Source organism: Longimicrobiales bacterium (genome assembly GCA_035764935.1).
Lineage (GTDB): Bacteria > Gemmatimonadota > Gemmatimonadetes > Longimicrobiales > RSA9 > DASTYK01.
In genome coordinates this window covers 21,112-38,148 of sequence record DASTYK010000094.1, presented here as the reverse complement: position 1 = coordinate 38,148, position 17,037 = coordinate 21,112, and the positions used below count along the sequence as shown (strand labels likewise).

Below are 17,037 nucleotides of genomic sequence, written 5' to 3'. Positions count from 1 at the left end.
GCCCTTCGCCACCCGGGAGCATGCATGTCGTTCGATCCAGCGCCGTGGAGAGCCGATACGGAGGCGGTCGCCGCCGGCCGCATCCACCTCAACAATGCCGGTGCATCGCTGATGCCGCGCCCGGTGCACGAGACGATCGTGCAGCACCTCCAGCGCGAGGTCAGTCTGGGCGGCTACGAGGCGGCCGACCTCGCACGGGAAGCGATCGGGCAGGCCCACGCCGACGTCGGCGCCCTGATCGGCGCTGCCGCGCGCAACATCGCCGTCGTCGAGAATGCAACGGTCGCATTCTCGCAGGCGCTCTCGGCGTTCGATTTCCAGCCCGGCGACGTGATCGTCACGAGCCGCAACGACTACAGCTCCAACCAGCTGATGTACCTCTCGCTCGCGCAGCGTCGTGGCGTGCGCGTGCTGCGGGCGGCGGATCTGCCGGCGGGCGGAGTCGATCCGGATTCGGTCGCCCGGCTCGTACGCAGCGAGCGGCCGCGCCTGGTCGCGATCACACACGTGCCGACCAATTCCGGACTCGTGCAGCGGGTCGAGGACATCGGCCGCATCTGTGCCCGGGAAGACGTGCCGTACCTCGTCGATGCATGCCAGTCCGTCGGACAGCTGCCGCTCGACGTGGAGCGGCTTCAGTGCACGTACCTGGCTGCAACGGCGCGCAAGTTCCTGCGTGGCCCCCGGGGCGTCGGGTTCCTGTATGTCAGCGACGCGGCACTCGCGGCCGGCCAGTATCCGCTGTACATCGACCTGCACGGCGCGCACTGGGCGGAGCCCGACCGCTTCGAGCTCGTGCGCGACGCGACCCGCTTCGAGAACTGGGAGTTCGCCTACGCGCTGATGCTCGGGATGGGCACGGCCGCGGCCTATGCGCAGCGCGTCGGGGTGGAGGCTGCCGGACGCCACGCGTCGCAGCTCGCTCGTCACGCCCGGGAGCAGCTGGCCGCTATCCCGGGAGTGCGTGTTCTCGATGCCGGTGAAGAGCTGTGTGCGATCGTGACGGTGGAGATCGATGGGCACGATGCACACGACGTCGTGCGCGAGCTGCGCGACGAGGCGATCAACACCAGCGCGCTGGATCGCTCGTCTGCCGTGCTCGACATGGATGACAAGCAGGCGCGCAGCGCGCTGCGCGTTTCGCCGCATTACTACAACACGGCGCGTGAGATCGACATCGTGGTCGGAGCGATCGAGGCGATCGCGAGTGGCTGAAACGAACTGGCCGGAGCGTCCTTCCGCTCCGGCCGTTCATTCGCGCACTCCGGTGGGACAGTGGGGAGGGCAGTGTTGCCGGGGCCGATGTCCCCGGCGGGTCAGGCAATACCCGCCGAACGGGCGATCTGGTAAGCGAAGCCGGTGATCATGGCGACGTAGGCGAAGCTGACACCGAAGACTTCCGCGTATACGCTGGCCTGGGTCTGACGCACTCGAGCGATCATCTATCCACCTCCATGTAAGGCGACAGGACGTCGCCTGGGAACTGAGCCGGTGCTGCTGTGGTCGGTGCTGCGTTGGTTCTGACTGCTGCACGCCGTACGACCTCTGTTGACCGTTAGTTTCGGCGTGCCTGCCGACCGTTGCGTATACGGTGACGGATGAGGTGCATGGTGTCGCAGGGCGTGGAGGAGGCGGGACGGGCGATCGGACGCGGGGTGGTCGAGCCGGTCGGCTGCGCGTGTCGTGGTCCGGGCCCCCGGTCGAGACGGCGCGGGCGCATCCGCCCGCCGACCATCGATCCTTCCGGCCCGAGGGGGGTACCAGCGGGGTTCGAATCAGCAGCAACACCGGTCGGGTACTGTGAAGGATCGCATCGTTATCCGGAATGCGCGGCAGCACAATCTCAAGGGCGTCGACCTCGAGCTGCCGCGGCGCGCACTGGTCGTGATGACCGGGCCGAGCGGCTCGGGCAAGTCGACCCTTGCGTTCGACACCATCTATGCCGAGGGGCAGCGACGCTACGTCGAGTCGCTGTCGAGCTATGCCAAGCAGTTCCTCGAGCGCATGGAGAAGCCGCACGTCGACGTGATCGAGGGGCTGTCGCCGGCGGTCGCGATCGAACAGAAGAACCCGACCAAGACCAGCCGTTCCACGGTCGGCACGGCCACCGAGACCTACGACTACCTCCGCCTGCTCTTCGCCCGGGCAGGTCGCACCTGGTGCCCGGTGTGCGGCCGCCGCGTGCTGCCCGACACCGTGCAGTCGGTCACGGACACGCTCATGGCGCTTCCGGACGGCACGCGCCTGATGATCACCTTCCCGCTGCCGCGCAGCGCACGCATCGCGCACCGCACGGTCGTCGAAAATCTGCGTGCACTGGGCTTCATGCGCGTGCTCGTCGACGGCGCAACGCTGGAGCTGGATGCAGCGGGGGCCGAGGACGCCGCCGTGCTCGGTCACGATCTCGCGGGCGCGGAGGAACTGCTCGTCGTCGTCGATCGGACGATCGTGCGCCCCGACGCGCGCGAGCGGATTGCCGACTCGGTGGGCACCGGCTACCGGGAGGGCGAGGGCGAGCTGATCGTGGTGAATGCCACGGAGGAGCGGCGTCACCGCTTCTCCGAGCAGTTCCACTGCCCGGATCATCCGGAGATCCGGTTCCTCGAGCCGACGCCGCGGCTCTTCTCCTTCAACAACCCGTACGGCTCCTGTCCCGAGTGCACGGGCTTCGGCGCGGTGCTCGAGTACGACGAGTCGCTGATCGTGCCCAACCCCGATCGTTCGCTGGACGAGGGCGCGGTCGATCCGTGGGAGAAGCCGCGGTACGCGCGCTACCGCAGCAAGCTGCTGTCGTTCGCCCGGGAGCAGGGCGTCTCGCTCGAGGAGCCGTGGGCGGACCTCGATCCGGACTTCCAGGATGCCGTGGTGCACGGCACGCGCGGGTTCACGGGTGTGATCCCGTTCCTCCGCTCACGCGAGCCGAAGCGGTACAAGCAGTACATCCGTGTTTTCCTGCGGCGCTACCAGAGTGCGCTCACCTGCCCGGCGTGCGGCGGCTCGCGGCTGCGCCCGGAAGCCCTGTTCGTGCGCGTCTGTGACATGAACATCGCGGAAGCAGCGGAGCTGCCCGTGTCCATCCTGCTCGACTGGGCCGAAGGCCTGGAGGCGGGCGAAGGCGGCGAGCTTGCACTGGCGCCGCAGGAGCATGCGATTGCCGCACCGATCCTGCGCGAGCTGCTCGCCAGGCTGCGCTTCCTCGACGACGTCGGTCTCGGCTATCTCTCCCTGCAGCGCCAGACACGCACGCTGTCGGGCGGCGAGGCGCAGCGCATCTCGCTCGCGAACTCGCTCGGCTCCGCGCTGACGGACACGCTGTATGTGCTCGACGAGCCGACCATCGGGCTGCACCCCGGCGACAGCGATCGGCTGCTGGGCCTGCTGAAGCAGCTGCGACAGCGTGGCAACAGCGTGCTCGTCGTGGAGCATGATCCCGCCGCAATCAGGGTTGCGGACCACGTCGTCGAGCTGGGGCCGGGCAGTGGCGAGCGCGGTGGCATTATCGTGTACGAAGGCAGCTACGATTCGCTTCTCGACGCGGACACCGCGACCGGCCGGTACCTGTCCGGACGCGACGGCGGCCCGCCCGTTCGCAAGCGGCGCCCGCTCGACGGCGCGCGCATCCGGCTGACAGGGGCACGACAGCACAACCTGCAGGGCGTCGACGTCGAGTTCCCCGTCGGTGCACTGACGGTGGTCACCGGTGTCAGCGGCTCCGGCAAGAGCACTCTGGTGCACGATGTCTTCTACCGTGCACTCGAGCGCGAGCTCGCCGCCGGTGAGACGACGGCCAAACGCCACCTGGGCGAAGCGGTGGGCGAGTACGACCGGCTGGAGGGAATCGCGCACATCGACGATGTAGTGCTCGTCGACCAGGCGCCGATCGGCCGCTCGCACCGCTCGAATCCCGTGACGTACGTCAAGGCGTTCGACTTCATCCGCGAGCTGTACGCGTCCCAGCCGCTCGCGAAGCAGCGAGGCTGGAAGCCGGGCTTCTTCTCCTTCAACGTGAAGGGCGGCCGCTGCGAGGCGTGTCAGGGCGAGGGCGTCATGCAGATCGAGATGGTGTTCCTCGCCGACGTCTTCATCCCGTGCGAGGTGTGTGGCGGCCGCCGTTACAAGCCGGAAACGCTCGAGGTCACCTACAAGGGAGTCAACATCCGTGAGGCGCTCGACCTCACGGTGGACGAGGCGATCAAGTTCTTCATCCGGGAGGACCGCCTCGGCCAGATGCTGTGGCAGCTCCAGCAGGTGGGGCTGGGCTACCTGCGGCTGGGCCAGCCGGCGCCCACGCTGTCCGGGGGTGAGGCGCAGCGGCTCAAGATCGCGCGCGAGCTGATCACCGCGGCAAAGCGACGTGGCCGGCGCGTGTACGTGCTCGACGAGCCGACCACCGGGCTGTCGGGTCCGGAGGTGCGCAAGCTGATCGGCGTGCTCGGCCGTCTGGTCGAGCAGGGCCATACCGTGATCGTGATCGAGCACAACATCGACGTCATGCTGGCCGCGGACTGGATCATCGACCTGGGGCCGGGTGCGGGCGATGCCGGTGGACAGGTGGTCGCCATGGGCACCCCCCGCGAGGTGGCGCAGAGCGACGGCGTGACAGCACGCTACCTGCGTGACGCGATGGAGGAGCCTGCGCTGGGAGTGTGAACGACGCTCCTGCGGGAACTCGCCCTTCGACCTGCTGTAATGAGGTCGGAGCGCCACACCGGAGGAGAAGCAGTATGAAGTCGATTCGATCCAGGCTGGCTCTGCCCGCCGTGCTGTTGCTGGGCCTGTTGACGAGCGCGTGCAGTGACCGGCTCGGCCTCGGGTACGGTGACCTCGAGGGGCGGTACAGCTACGACGGCAGTGTCGATGGCGCGCCGTTCTACTACATCGATGGCGAGATCCGCGTGCGTGACCAGCGTGGCGATGAGGCGTTGGTCGATATCGACTGGGTCATGCGCGATGATCGGGGTACGCTGATCTACCGGATCCGCAGCGACTCACCCGCACGCGCCTACGTGCGCGACGACTACATCCGCTTCGACTTCGAGGGCTGGCTGGACGACGGGGGCCGCCAGATCGATTTCGTGCTCGAGCACGAGGGCGAGGTGAGGGGCCGTACCATGGTCGGCTACTGGGATCTGCACACCGACTACTACGGCACCGACAGCGGCACCTTCCGAGCCGTGCGTTGAGGCTTGCCGCGCGTTTCCATCCTGCTGCCCGCGCGTGATGCCGCGGCCCACCTGGCCGCGGCAATCGCGTCTCTCGAAGCCCAGACATTCTCCGACTACGAAGTCATTGCCGTCGACGACGGCTCGACGGACCGCACCGGCGCACTGCTGGCCGACTGGGCGGTGCGCGACGGCCGTGTGCGCGTGCTGCCCGGCCGCGCGCGTGGCATCGTCGCCGCGCTGGATGCCGCTGCGAATGCCGCCGATGGCGACCTGCTCGCGCGCATGGACGCCGACGATGTCGCACATCCGGAGCGCCTGGCGAGGCAGGTCGCACTGCTCGATTCCGATGACAGCATCGGTGCGTGCGGCACGCGCGTACGCTACTTCCCCCGCGAGCGCGTCCGGGGCGGAGCGCGTCGCTACGAACGCTGGCTCAACTCGCTGACGGAGCCGTCCGAGCTGGAGCGCGACCTCTTCGTCGAGTGTCCCATCGCGCATCCCGCCCTGATGATGCGCCGCGTCGCGTACGAGAGGGCCGGTGGCTACCAGGAGCACGGCTGGCCCGAGGACTACGACCTGGTGCTCCGGCTGCATGCCGCGGGCGCGCGGCTCGCAAACGTACCGGAGGTGCTGCTCGACTGGCGCGAGGGCGAGGGGCGCCTGTCGCGGACGGATGAGCGGTACACGGAGTTCGCCTTCCAGCAGTGCAAGGCACATCACCTCGCGGCCACGCGCCTGGCCGGTCGTGACGTGGTGGTCTGGGGGGCAGGCCCGGTGGGAAAGCGCTTTGCCCGCGCTCTCGCGTGCGAGCAGGTGAGGGTCGCCGCGTTCGTCGACGTCGACCCACGCAAGATCGGCCAGACCGTGCACGGCGCGCCGGTCGTGGCACCCGAGCGCATCGCAGCATTTCGCGGGTACTATGTGGTGGCGGCGGTCGCCGGTGCGGCGGCGCGCTCGGAGATCCGCGCTGCGCTCATCGCCGCCGGCCGGGACGAGATCACCGGCTTCTGCGCGGTGGCCTGAGTCGGTTGCCGCGCCTGCCGGACCCGCGTAGCTTCGCCTCCTGAACCAGACCCGACTCAACCCTCACATCGTTGGAGCATTGCCCATGAAGCGAGCGCTTGTTGCGTGCGCGCTGCTCGGGCTCGGCTGCGCATCCGCGCAGACGCCGGGGGCGCAATCACCGGCACCGGGCGAGCGGCGCGACGGCGAAGCGGACGTCGCGTTCCCGTCGACGTACGAGGCGCGCGAGGCACCGCCCGTCCTCATCCGGAACGCGACGATCCTGACCGCCGCGGGGCCACGGATCGAGAACGGGTCCGTGCTGATGCGGAACGGCCGGATCGCGGCGGTGGGCCGCGACATCGACGTGCCGCCGGGCGCCCGCGTGATCGACGCTTCGGGCAAGTGGGTCACGCCCGGCATCATCGATTCGCACTCGCATCTCGGTGACTATCCGGCACCCGGTGTCGACGCGGTCAGCGACGGCAACGAGATGGTGAGCCCGAACACGGCCGAGGTGTGGGCGGAGCATTCGGTCTGGCCGCAGGACCCGCAGTTCGAGCTGGCGCGCGCGGGTGGCATCACCGCACTGCAGATCCTGCCGGGCTCCGCAAACCTGTTCGGCGGACGCAGCGTCACGGTCAAGAACGTGCCGTCCGTCACGGTGCAGGGGATGAAGTTCCCGGGGGCGCCGTACGGTCTCAAGATGGCGTGTGGCGAGAATCCGAAGCGCGTGTACGGCGAGCGCGGCGGACCGGCAACGCGGATGGGCAACGTCGCAGGGTACCGCGCTGCATGGATCCGTGCGGCAAAGTACCGCGACGACATGGAAGGTGATCCGGCGCGTCGCCCCACGCGCGACCTCGAGCTCGAGACCCTGGCCGGGGTGCTCGAGGGCGACATCCTGGTGCAGCACCACTGCTACCGCGCGGACGAGATGGCGCAGGTCATCGACGTCGCGGACGAGTTCGGCTACCAGGTCTCGTCGTTTCACCACGCCGTCGAAGCGTACAAGATTGGCGAGCTGCTCAGGGAGCGCGACATCTGCGCTTCAATCTGGGCGGACTGGTGGGGCTTCAAGCTCGAGGCCTACGACGGCATCCAGCAGAATGCCGCGCTGCTCCACGAGGACGGGGCATGCATCGTCATCCACTCCGACGACGCGCAGGGGATCCAGCGGTTGAACCAGGAGGCCGCGAAGGCCATGGCCGCCGGCAACCGGAACGGCATCCGCATCAGCTACGAGGATGCGATTCGCTGGATCACCATCAACCCTGCGAAAGCGATCGGCGTCGACGACGTGACGGGCTCGCTCGAGTCCGGCAAGATGGCCGACGTCGTCATCTGGGACGGCGATCCGTTCAGCGTTTACTCCAAGGCGGAGAAGGTCTTCGTCGATGGCGCGCTGCTCTACGACCGGCTCGATCCGTCCACGCACCGCCAGAGCGACTTCATGCTGGGCATCCTGCCGCAGGAGGTGATGCCATGAGCCGCCTCCATCCGATGATCGCCCGGCTGCACAGGAATCGATTCATTGCGCGCATCGCCCGGGCCGGACTGGGTGCCGCCATGGCCGCGCTGCTCGCTCCCGCCGCAGCCCTGCACGCGCAGACGACCGCCATCACCAACGCGCGCATCCATACGATCAGCGGACCGACGATCGAGAACGGTACGATCGTCATTCGCAACGGCCGCATTGCTGCCGTCGGCGCGGACGTGGAGGTCCCGGAAAACGCGCGCGTGATCGACGGGACCGGCAAGGTGGTGACGCCCGGCTTCCTCGACGCGTCGACGTCGCTCGGCATCGTCGAGATCGGCGGCGTGTCGGGCACCAACGACGCCGCCACCTCGAATGACCGGCTGACGGCCGCCTTCAACGTCGCCGATGCGCTCAACCCGCGCGCCACGGCGATCCCGGTGACCCGTGTGGAAGGCATCACGCGGGCTGTCGTCGTGCCGGGTGGCTTCCAGTCGATCCTGCGCGGCCAGGGCGTGCTGATCCACCTGGACGGGCTGCGGGCCGACGAGATGATCGTGCGCAACCCCGTCGGCGTCTACGTCACACTGGGCGAGGCCGGCGCGGGACGCGCCGGTGGCTCGCGGGCGGCGGCCATGCTGCTGCTGCGCGAGGCGCTCCAGGATGCCCGCGACTACGCCTCCAACCGCAATGCCTTCCAGCAGGGGAACCGGCGCGAGTATGCGTTGTCCCGGCTCGACCTGGAGGCGCTGCAGCCCGTGCTCCGTCGCGAGGTGCCGCTCATCGTGACCGTGAACCGCGCCTCCGACATCATGAATGCGCTTCACTTCGCGCGGCAGGAGAACGTCCGGATCATCCTGTCCGGCGTCGAAGAGGGCTGGATGGTGGCGGACGAGCTGGCGAGCGCCGACGTGCCGGTGATCATCAATTCGATGAACAACATCCCCGGCTTCGACAACCTGGGCGCAACGCTGGAGAACGCCGCGCGCCTCCATGCGGCGGGCGTGACCGTGATGCTCTCGTCGTTCGATGGCAGCAACGTGCGCAATCTGCGGCAGGTCGCCGGCAACGCGGTCAGCTACGGCCTGCCGCACGATGCGGCGCTCGCCGCCGTCACGCAGGCGCCCGCCCGGGTCTTCGGCATCGCGGATCGGTACGGGACGCTCGAGGTCGGCCAGGACGCCGACGTGGTGGTCTGGTCCGGCGACCCCTTCGAGTTCACGACCTCGGCCGACTACGTCTTCATCCGCGGCCACGAGCAGATCCGGGACACCCGCCAGCAGCAGCTTTTCGAGCGGTATCGGAACTGACCCGGCCGGCGGCCGCCGGCCGCGTCGGGCCCACGGGAGCCGCCACCCGCGCCTGGAGCGCGGGTGGCGGTCTGCGTTCCGGGACGCGCCGCGTGGCTGGCGGTCCCCGGCCGGCTGAGGCGGCCGGCCTCGCGCGCCCGCGCGCCCGCGCACGCGGGCACCACGCGCGCGTACGAGGGTATCAGGAAGGTCTGCCGGCGCAACCGCCCCGGTGACCGAACTGCAAGACGGAGTATCGATGTCGACGATGCCGCCGGAATTCGAGCAGAGGGTGCTGCCGCGCCTGATCGAGGAGGAGATGAGGGACTCGTTCCTCGACTACTCGATGAGCGTGATCGTGCAGCGTGCGCTGCCGGACGTACGTGACGGGCTCAAGCCCGTGCACCGCCGGATTCTCTATGCGATGTCGCAGGCCGGGCTGTCCGCGGGCCGGCCGTACAAGAAGAGCGCGACGGTGGTCGGCGATGTGCTCGGCAAGTACCACCCGCACGGCGACCTCGCGGTCTACGAGGCGATGGTCCGCATGGCGCAGGATTTCGCCATGCGCTACCCGCTCGTGGACGGCCAGGGCAACTTCGGCTCGATCGACGGCGACGGCGCGGCTGCCTACCGCTACACGGAAGCGCGCCTCACCCGCCTGGCCGGCGAGCTGCTCGCCGACATCGAAAAGGAGACCGTCGACTTCTCGCCCAACTTCGACGGCCGCCTCGAGGAGCCGCGCGTCATGCCCGCGGCCTTCCCGAACCTGCTCGTCAACGGCAGCAGCGGCATCGCCGTCGGCATGGCGACCAACATCCCGCCGCACAATCTGCGCGAGGTGGTGAGCGCGTGCGTGCACCTGATCGAGAACCAGGACGCCACGGTCAACGACCTGATGAAGTTCGTGAAGGGCCCGGACTTCCCGACCGCGGGCTACATCTGCGGGTTCGAGGGGATTCGCGACGCCTACCAGACAGGGCGCGGCCGCGTGGTCATGCGCGCGAAGGTCGATATCGAGGAGCCGGACAACGGCAAGCCGCGGCTGATCGTGACGGAGATCCCGTACATGGTCAACAAGTCGCGGATGATCGAACAGATCGCCGCACTGGTGCGCGAGAAGAAGGTGGCGGAGATCACCGACCTGCGCGACGAGTCGGACCGCCACGGCATCCGTGTGGTGATCGAGCTGAAGCGCGACGCGATTCCGCAGATCGTGCTGAACCAGCTCTACAAGCACACGCAGATGCAGTCCACGTTCGGCGTCATCATGCTCGCGCTGGTCGATGGCGTGCCGAAGATCATGGACCTGCGCGAGATGATCCAGCACTTCGTGGATCACCGTCACGAGGTCGTCACGCGGCGCGCCGAGTACGAGCTGCGGAATGCGCTCGAGCGCGAGCACATTCTCGAGGGCCTCAAGATCGCCGTCGACAACATCGACGCCGTGATCGCGCTGATCCGGGCTGCCGACGACACGGAGCAGGCGAATGCGCAGCTGCAGGAGCGCTTCGGCCTCTCGGAGCGTCAGGCCAAGGCGATCCTCGACATGCGCCTGGCCCGCCTGACGGGGCTCGAGCGCGAGAAGCTGGAGCAGGAGCTGGCGGAGGTGCGCGCGACGATCACCGACCTGCGCGATATCCTGGAGCGCCGCGAGCGCCGCATGGAGATCGTGGTCTCGGAGCTGCGCCGCGTTGCCGAGGAGTACGGCGACGAGCGGCGCACCGCGCTCACCGATTTCAACATGCTGTCGATCGAGGACCTGATCGCCGACGAGGAGATGGTGATCACGATCTCGCACGCCGGCTACGCGAAGCGGCTGCCGCTCACGACCTACCGCGCGCAGCGGCGCGGCGGGCGCGGCCTGCAGGGCGTGGTCGCGCGCGAGGAGGACTGGGTCGAGCACCTCTACACGGCTGCGACGCACGACTACCTCATGGTGTTCACGGCGCGCGGCCACTGCTACTGGCTGAAGGTCCACGAGATCCCGACCGCCAGCCGCAACGCGCGCGGCAAGCCGCTCGTCAATCTGCTGTCGCTCGGCCCGGACGAGCGCGTGGCCGCCATTGTCCCGGTGCGCGAGTTCGATCCAGCGCTCAACCTGATGTTCGTGACGCGGCGCGGCACGGTGAAGAAGACGTCGCTGGATGCCTACCGGCACGTGCGTGTGACCGGCGTCAACGCAATCAACATCGAGGAAGGCGACGAGCTGATCGACGTCCAGATCACGACCGGCTCCGACAACGTCATCCTCGCGACGCGGGACGGCATGGCGATCCGCTTCGAGGAAAGCGACGTGCGTGAGATGGGGCGGGTAACGACCGGTGTCCGCGGCATCCGCCTGCGCGGCGACGATGTGGTGGTCGGGATGGTCGTCGGCCGGACGGATGGTCCCGAGCGCGCGACGCTGCTGGTCGTGTCCGAGCACGGACGTGGCAAGCGCACGGACATCGAGGAGTACCGCCTGCAGACACGCGGCGGCCAGGGCGTCATCAACTTCCGCGTCAACGAGACCACGGGTAAGGTGGTCGCCATCAAGGGCGTCTACCCGGGCGACGAGCTGATGATGATCACGCGCAACGGCGTCGTGAACCGCCAGCGCGTGAACGAGATCCGCGTGATCGGCCGCAACACGCAGGGCGTGCGCGTGATGCGCATGGACGAGGGCGACACCATCGTCGACGTGGCGCGCGTGGTACCTGAGGATGACAGCACGCTGCCGTCCACCAACGGCGGACCGGCGGGCACGGAGGGAATCGAGGTGCCGGAGCCGGACTACATCGACGAGCCGGACGCCGATTTCATCGGAGGGCTCGAGGCATCGGCAACGAACGGGGATTTCCCGGATGACGAGGTCGATGACTTCACCGGCGATTTCGACGAGGACGTGACCGGCGATGAGTGAGCTGGTCGGGGCCGCAGCGATCCGCGCTGCGGCCGACCGCCTGCGCGACGTCGTCATCCGGACGCCGCTGCTGCCCGCGCCCTGGCTCGACGAGGAGCTCGGCGCCGAAGTGCGACTCAAGTGCGAGAACCTGCAGCGGGCAGGGGCGTTCAAGATCCGCGGCGCGTACAACGCCGTGGCATCGCTGACGGACGAGGAACGTGCCCGCGGCGTGATCGCATACTCGTCCGGCAACCACGCCCAGGGGGTCGCGCTCGCAGCGAAGCTGTTCGGCATACGGGCCGTCGTCGTCATGCCGACGACGGCGCCGCGCGTGAAGCTCGATGGCGCGCGCGCGCTCGGCGCCGACGTCGTGCTCGAGGGAACGACGTCCGTCGAGCGCCAGGAGCGCGCGGAAGCGATCGCGGCGGAGCAGGGGCTGACGATCATTCCCGCATTCGATGATGCCCGCACGATCGCGGGGCAGGGCACCGCCGGCGTCGAGATCGCGGAGGACTGGCCGGAGGCAGAGGTCGTGCTCGTTCCGGTCGGAGGTGGCGGCCTGATCAGCGGCATCGCCGCCTGGATCAGGGACGTACTGCCCGGCTGCCGCATCATCGGCGTGGAGCCGGAGCACGCGAATGCGATGCAGCAGTCGATCAGGGCAGGCCATCCGGTCACGATCCAGGCGCACCGCACGGTAGCCGACGGACTCATGCCGGTGCGGCCGGGCGATCTGAACGTGGCGCACGCGCTCGCGTTCGTGGACGAGGTCGTCACCGTCAGCGACGACGCAATCATCGAGGCGACCGGGCTGCTGTTGCAGAAGAGCAAGCTCGTCGTCGAATTTTCCGGCGCAGCGACGGTTGCGGCGCTGCGAAGCGGTGCGTTCGATGCGCGCGGTCTGCGCACGGTCGCGGTTCTGTCCGGCGGCAATCTCGATCCCGTGCGTGCGCTGGAACTACTGGCCGCACGCAGTGAGCCACCTCCGACACTGCCCGCCGTCTGACTCTGGCGCGATGATTGCCACCCCCTGGGGACCATGAACGGACCTGCAGGACACAGCGCTCCCCGTGTTGCCCTGACCACCACGTGCATCGATGAGGGCGGCACGTATCAGCGGCCCGCCGTCGCCATATACGAGTCCTACATCAATGCGCTCGAGGCAGTCGGCCTCGCCACCGTACTGATCACACCGGCGCATTCGCCGCAGGCGGTGCGTGCACTGATGAACGCATGCGCCGGCCTCGTGCTGAGTGGCGGCGAGGACGTGGATCCGGCGCGCTACGGAGCGGAGCCAAGCCCGGCGCTCGGCAGTGTCAACCGCCGCCGTGATGAGGTCGAGTTCAACGCGCTGGAATACGCACTGCAGCAGCAGATGCCGGTGCTCGGCATCTGTCGGGGTGCGCAGGTGATCAACGTCGCCATGGGCGGCACGCTCTTCCAGGACCTGGCAACGGAGCGTCCCGGCCCCGTGCTGCATCAGCAGCGCGAAGACTGGGGACAGCGCACGCACTGCGCGAGCGTGGTCACGGGCTCACGACTGCACGAGATCGTCCAGAACGAAGAGCTGTTCATCAACTCCTACCACCACCAGGCGATCCGCGACGTCGCGCCGGGGCTGTCCGTCGTTGCGCGTGCGGAGGACGGGATGGTCGAGGCGGTGGAGGGGCGCGATCAGCCGTGGCTGGTGGGGGTGCAGTGGCATCCCGAACGCTATGAGGCCTCGACCCCCGGCAATGATCCCGACCGTCTGCTGTTCCAGGCGTTTGCGGAGGTTCTGCACGGCGCCGTCGCGGGAAGCGAGGCCGCGACCGGGAGAGGGTTCGCTTCCTGACCATGCCCGCACAGCTCGTTGACGGCCTGCGCATCGGCCATGCGACCGACGTTGCAGCGCGCACGGGGTGCACGGTGCTGCTCGGGCCGTTCCGCGGAGCAGTCAGCGTCCGCGGCCTCGCGACCGGCACGCGGGAGCTGGACGCACTTTCCCCCACCCACCTGGTCCCCGGCATCGATGCGGTTCTGCTCACGGGTGGATCCGCATTCGGACTCGCAGCGGCCGACGGCGTGATGCGGTGGCTCGAACGCGCGGGCGTGGGCTTCGACGTGGGCGTCGCGCGTGTGCCGATCGTGCCGGCGGCGGTCATTTTCGATCTCGGGGCCGGCAGCGCAACGCGACGCCCGGACGCGGCGCTGGGGGAGGCCGCGTGCGACGACGCGCGCGCGGCCGACGTCGCCGAGGGCGCAGTGGGGGCGGGCACCGGCGCTACTGTCGGAAAGCTGCTCGGCCCGGAGCGGGCGTCCGCGGGCGGGCTCGGCATTCATACGGAGCACTCGACGAGCGGCAGCATCAGCGCAGTCGCCGTAGTGAACGCACTCGGGGACGTGCGCGGCGCCGACGGTCGCATCATCGCCGGTGCACGCGATGCGAGTGGCGCGTTCGCGGACGCCGAGGCACTGCTGCGCAACGGCGCTCTCAGCGGTGGACGGTTCGGCGCATCAGCGGGAACGAATACGACGCTGGCCGCGGTCGTGCTCGATGCGCCGCTCACGCGCGCGGCACTGCAGACGGTTGCGCACATCGCGGCCAATGCGCTCGCCCGACGCATCACGCCGGTGAACACCCCGTTCGACGGCGATGTCGTCTTTGCTCTCACCACTGCGCCGGATACGCGCGAGCTTGCGCCGGCTGACCTTCTGTCGCTCGGCGTGCGTGCCGGTCACGCGCTGGAGCAGGCAATCGAGCGCGGAGTTGCTCGCTGAGCCGGCGACCTGCGCTCGCTCAGCGACGAGCAGGAGGATCCGGCGAGGCTGTCGAGGTGTCGATCGGCTCGGCTGGAGGTACGGGCTCGCCGGCCGTCGGCGGCCCGGCGCGCCCGGTCGACTCGGCCGGCTCCTCGACGGGCACACGCTCATTGACCGGCTCTCCGATCACGTCCGGCTCATCCACCTCGACGTCCTCGGGCGCGAGCGGCACCGTCTCCACGGGACCGCTGCCGCCCATGCGGCCCAGGATCATGTCGCGTCGCCACGCCATACGCCCCGGGTTGCGCGACGGGTTGGAGGAGAGCGGATGCGGCAGGGTCGCAGCGAGCGACGCGGCCTGGTAACGCGACAGCTCCGAGGCCGGCACACCGAAGTAGTGCTGCGCTGCCGCCTCCACGCCGAAGATGCCCGGGCCGAGCTCCACCGTGTTGAGGTACAGCTCGAGGATGCGCTCCTTGGAGAGGAACCATTCGAGCCGCTTCGCGACGATCAGCTCCTCGAGCTTGCGCATCAGTGAGCGATCGTCGGAGAAGTAGAGGTTTTTCGCGAGCTGCTGCGTGATCGTGCTGCGGCCGCGAATCTTTTCGGAGTTCGCGCGGTAGTAGCGGAGCGCGTCGAGCATGGCGCCCCAGTCGGAGAGGCTGAGGACGCTGAAATCATCGTCGCCGCTCCAGCGGACTTCCTCGGCCAGGGCGTGCCAGTCGATGCCCCCGTGGTCGTGAAATCGACCGTCCTCGGCGACAACGACCGCGCGGCGCATGGCGGGCGCGATTTCCTCGAGCGGGACCGGGCGGTGCTCGATGTCGAGCTCGTCCCCTGCGGCGGCGGCCTCGTCGACGCGCATCCGCATGAACGCGGTTGCGGACGGATCGCGGAACGGCAGCGTGACGGGCCAGGGCGCGGTCAGAAACCAGAACCAGAACGCGCCGAATGCCGCGAGCGGCAGCGCGAGCAGCAGTCGGCGGATCATCGTATGCGCAAGCTCATCCTGTTCGATATCGACGGCACCATTCTGACGGCCCGTGGCGCACCACGGCGGGCGTTCCACCGCGCGCTGCTGGAAGTGTACGGCACGGCGGGCCCGATCTCCACGCATCATTTCAGCGGCAAGACGGATCCGCAAATCGCGCGCGAGCTGCTCCGGCTGGCAGGCCTGAGCGATGCGGCCATCGATGCGCGGTTGTCGCGGCTGTGGGACACCTACCTGCGGGAGCTGGCCTCCGAGCTGGAATCGCCGGGCCACGAGACGGTGGTGCTGCCGGGTGTGCGGGCGCTGCTGGATGCGCTGGACGGCGAGGACGATGCGGTGCTGGCACTGCTGACGGGCAACATCGCGCAGGGTGCCGCGCTCAAGCTGACGTCCGCCCGGATCCAGCCCGCGCTGTTCCGCTTCGGCGCCTTCGGCAGCGACTGCGAGCAGCGGGACGGGCTCCCCCCGGTCGCAGTGCAGCGCGCGGCGGAGCTGACCGGGGTCGAGTTCAGGGGGCGGGACGTGGTGGTCGTCGGGGACACCCCGAACGACGTGACGTGCGGCCGGGCACTGGGCGTGACGGCCGTCGCGGTTGCGACCGGCAGCCATGACGGCGAGTCGCTGCGGGCGGCGGGCGCGGACGTGGTATTCGCGGACCTGAGCGACACCGCCTCCGTGCTCGACGTGCTCCTGGCCTGACTTTACCGGGCAGGTGCCAGCGAGTAGCTTGGCGGCATCATCGACCCAGGAGTGAAACGTGGCGAAAGCGAAGCAGAAGGGCTCCAGCCCGAAGACGTTCTACTGGATTCTCGGCATCGTTGCGGTGCTGGGCGTCGGCGCGATCCTCCTCGCTGCAATGGGCGGCGACTCCGGCATGGTGACGGAGCCGATCGAGCTTTCCAACGTCGAGGACGCGTCCGCGCTTCTCGAGCGCGCCCAGGGCATCCCGGTCGGTGATCCGAATGCGCCGATCAAGATGCTCGTGTTCAGCGACTTCCAGTGCCCGGGCTGCAAGCACTGGGCGCTGCAGGTGGAGGCGCCGCTCAAGGCGGACCTGGTCGAGAGCGGCCAGGTGCAGCTCGTCTACTACGATTTCCCCCTCTCGGGACACCCGCACTCGTTCATCGTGTCGCGTGCCGCGCGCTGCGCGAACGACCAGGGCAAGTTCTGGGAGTACCATGACCTCGCCTTCGCGCAGCAGGAGCAGTGGTCGTACAGCAGGACGACGCCGACCGACCTGCTGGTCGAGTACGCGCAGACGCTCGGCCTGGACATGAGCCAGTTCCGCAGCTGCCTGGAGAGCGATGCCCACGCGGAAACGGTCACGGCAAGCCAGATGCTGGGCAGTCAGCTCGGCGTGCGCGGAACCCCGACCGTCTTCGTGAACGGGCGCCAGCTTCAGAACTGGAACGATTTCGAGGCAGCCAGGGCGGAGATCCAGGCGATGGCGGGCGCCTCGGCCGGAGCGGCGACCGGTACGTGAGCCG

At 68.8% G+C, this 17,037-nt stretch carries 14 protein-coding genes; 12 read left to right on the top strand and 2 right to left on the bottom strand.

The features are described from left to right. Positions 1-24 precede the first annotated feature (24 nt). Complete coding sequence (locus VFU06_07905; protein ID HEU5209318.1) at positions 25-1,215, top strand: aminotransferase class V-fold PLP-dependent enzyme; 1,191 nt, start codon at positions 25-27, stop codon at positions 1,213-1,215. 101 nt (positions 1,216-1,316) lie between these two features. Here the strand turns inward: VFU06_07905 and VFU06_07900 are convergent, their stop codons facing one another. Next, positions 1,317-1,442 (bottom strand): hypothetical protein, encoded by a 126-nt coding sequence (locus VFU06_07900; GenBank protein ID HEU5209317.1) that lies wholly within the window; start codon positions 1,440-1,442, stop codon positions 1,317-1,319. A gap of 358 nt (positions 1,443-1,800) precedes the next feature. On the opposite strand from VFU06_07900, the gene uvrA reads away from it, so the two are divergent. From uvrA to VFU06_07855, 9 genes are all read left to right on the top strand, one after another. After that, complete coding sequence (gene uvrA, locus VFU06_07895) at positions 1,801-4,650, top strand: excinuclease ABC subunit UvrA (GenBank protein HEU5209316.1); 2,850 nt, start codon at positions 1,801-1,803, stop codon at positions 4,648-4,650. 74 nt (positions 4,651-4,724) lie between these two features. Further along, positions 4,725-5,183: a hypothetical protein gene (locus tag VFU06_07890; protein ID HEU5209315.1), complete on the top strand. Its 459-nt coding sequence runs from the start codon at positions 4,725-4,727 to the stop codon at positions 5,181-5,183. A 3-nt stretch (positions 5,184-5,186) separates the two neighbouring features. Continuing rightward, a complete protein-coding gene (locus VFU06_07885; GenBank protein HEU5209314.1) occupies positions 5,187-6,188 on the top strand; it encodes a glycosyltransferase in 1,002 nt (333 codons plus the stop codon). An 85-nt stretch (positions 6,189-6,273) separates the two neighbouring features. Next, complete coding sequence (locus VFU06_07880) at positions 6,274-7,656, top strand: amidohydrolase (protein HEU5209313.1); 1,383 nt, start codon at positions 6,274-6,276, stop codon at positions 7,654-7,656. Then, positions 7,653-8,954, top strand: a complete 1,302-nt coding sequence (locus VFU06_07875; GenBank protein ID HEU5209312.1) for an amidohydrolase family protein — start codon at positions 7,653-7,655, stop codon at positions 8,952-8,954. Before VFU06_07880 ends, VFU06_07875 begins: the two co-directional genes overlap by 4 nt. 238 nt (positions 8,955-9,192) lie before the next feature. Beyond that, positions 9,193-11,835, top strand: coding sequence for a DNA gyrase subunit A (gyrA, locus tag VFU06_07870; GenBank protein ID HEU5209311.1), 2,643 nt, complete (start codon positions 9,193-9,195; stop codon positions 11,833-11,835). Beyond that, entirely contained in the window at positions 11,828-12,823 is a 996-nt protein-coding gene (locus tag VFU06_07865) for a threonine/serine dehydratase (protein HEU5209310.1), read from the top strand. Before gyrA ends, VFU06_07865 begins: the two co-directional genes overlap by 8 nt. A 33-nt stretch (positions 12,824-12,856) precedes the next feature. Then, positions 12,857-13,651, top strand: a complete 795-nt coding sequence (locus VFU06_07860) for a gamma-glutamyl-gamma-aminobutyrate hydrolase family protein (protein HEU5209309.1) — start codon at positions 12,857-12,859, stop codon at positions 13,649-13,651. Between the two features lie 2 nt (positions 13,652-13,653). After that, a complete protein-coding gene (locus VFU06_07855; GenBank protein ID HEU5209308.1) occupies positions 13,654-14,577 on the top strand; it encodes a P1 family peptidase in 924 nt (307 codons plus the stop codon). Between the two features lie 19 nt (positions 14,578-14,596). On the opposite strand, the gene VFU06_07850 is transcribed toward VFU06_07855, so the two are convergent. Continuing rightward, positions 14,597-15,550, bottom strand: a complete 954-nt coding sequence (locus VFU06_07850) for a biosynthetic peptidoglycan transglycosylase (GenBank protein HEU5209307.1) — start codon at positions 15,548-15,550, stop codon at positions 14,597-14,599. Between the two features lie 3 nt (positions 15,551-15,553). Here VFU06_07850 and VFU06_07845 point away from each other — a divergent pair, with 3 nt between their 5' ends. Both VFU06_07845 and VFU06_07840 read left to right on the top strand, forming a co-directional pair. Then, positions 15,554-16,249 (top strand): HAD hydrolase-like protein, encoded by a 696-nt coding sequence (locus tag VFU06_07845; GenBank protein HEU5209306.1) that lies wholly within the window; start codon positions 15,554-15,556, stop codon positions 16,247-16,249. A gap of 58 nt (positions 16,250-16,307) precedes the next feature. Beyond that, positions 16,308-17,033 carry a DsbA family protein gene (locus VFU06_07840; GenBank protein HEU5209305.1) on the top strand — a complete coding sequence of 242 codons (726 nt, stop codon included), beginning with the start codon at positions 16,308-16,310 and terminating at the stop codon, positions 17,031-17,033. Positions 17,034-17,037: the final 4 nt, after the last annotated feature.

Coding starts and splice junctions, on each gene's coding strand:
- VFU06_07900 (HEU5209317.1), bottom strand. CDS start 1,442: ATGATCGCTCGAGTGCGTCAGACCCAGGCCAGCGTATACGCGGAAGTC.
- VFU06_07875 (HEU5209312.1), top strand. CDS start 7,653: ATGAGCCGCCTCCATCCGATGATCGCCCGGCTGCACAGGAATCGATTC.
- VFU06_07905 (HEU5209318.1), top strand. CDS start 25: ATGTCGTTCGATCCAGCGCCGTGGAGAGCCGATACGGAGGCGGTCGCC.
- gyrA (HEU5209311.1), top strand. CDS start 9,193: ATGTCGACGATGCCGCCGGAATTCGAGCAGAGGGTGCTGCCGCGCCTG.
- VFU06_07860 (HEU5209309.1), top strand. CDS start 12,857: ATGAACGGACCTGCAGGACACAGCGCTCCCCGTGTTGCCCTGACCACC.
- VFU06_07890 (HEU5209315.1), top strand. CDS start 4,725: ATGAAGTCGATTCGATCCAGGCTGGCTCTGCCCGCCGTGCTGTTGCTG.
- VFU06_07855 (HEU5209308.1), top strand. CDS start 13,654: ATGCCCGCACAGCTCGTTGACGGCCTGCGCATCGGCCATGCGACCGAC.
- VFU06_07845 (HEU5209306.1), top strand. CDS start 15,554: ATGCGCAAGCTCATCCTGTTCGATATCGACGGCACCATTCTGACGGCC.
- VFU06_07865 (HEU5209310.1), top strand. CDS start 11,828: ATGAGTGAGCTGGTCGGGGCCGCAGCGATCCGCGCTGCGGCCGACCGC.
- VFU06_07880 (HEU5209313.1), top strand. CDS start 6,274: ATGAAGCGAGCGCTTGTTGCGTGCGCGCTGCTCGGGCTCGGCTGCGCA.
- VFU06_07850 (HEU5209307.1), bottom strand. CDS start 15,550: ATGATCCGCCGACTGCTGCTCGCGCTGCCGCTCGCGGCATTCGGCGCG.